The following is a 533-nucleotide window of genomic DNA, read 5'->3' on the forward strand; positions in this document are numbered from 1 at the left end:
CACAGGTCATCAAGTGTGCTCCCCGCGCCCGCGGGGATGGTCCCGGAGTACGCCACGGCGTACGGCGGACGTCGCTGTGCTCCCCGCGCCTGCGGGGATGGTTCCCGGAAGATCATCAACACGGTGTGTCAGGAAGGCCGGCGCCTTCAGCCGGACCCACGCGGTGACGTTGGGCTGCATGGGCACTGTGCACGCCGCGTCTGCAACCTCTGGGCGGAACAGCGGGTGCGCAACGAAACCCCGTCGCTCGACGCCATTGCGCAAAAGTGCGCAGCCCACGGGATCACCGCGCAGCACAACCGGCCCCTCACAGCCGACTACATCGCCGAGCAGGCCGTCGACTTCGAACGGCGCTGGCAGGCACTGACCCGCCACCACGCGCAGCCACAGCAGTAACCAAGCCTCGCCCTGCTCGTCACTGCGCACCAGCAAGCCAGCCAGCGCCAACAGCTGCGCAGTCAAGAAAAAGCGCAGGTCAGCCCAGCATTGCGCAGCCGCGATGCCCATTGCGCAGCCAGGGCGCACAGCGGTCG

At 68.1% G+C, this 533-nt stretch carries 1 protein-coding gene; it reads right to left on the bottom strand.

Features of this window, described 5'->3' with window-relative positions:
* Positions 1 to 9 precede the first annotated feature (9 nt).
* On the bottom strand, positions 10 to 533 hold a 524-nt coding region (locus ACYF6T_RS44615; protein ID WP_461703715.1), incomplete at its 5' end, for a hypothetical protein.

This window comes from Streptomyces sp. 7R007 (assembly GCF_054850255.1).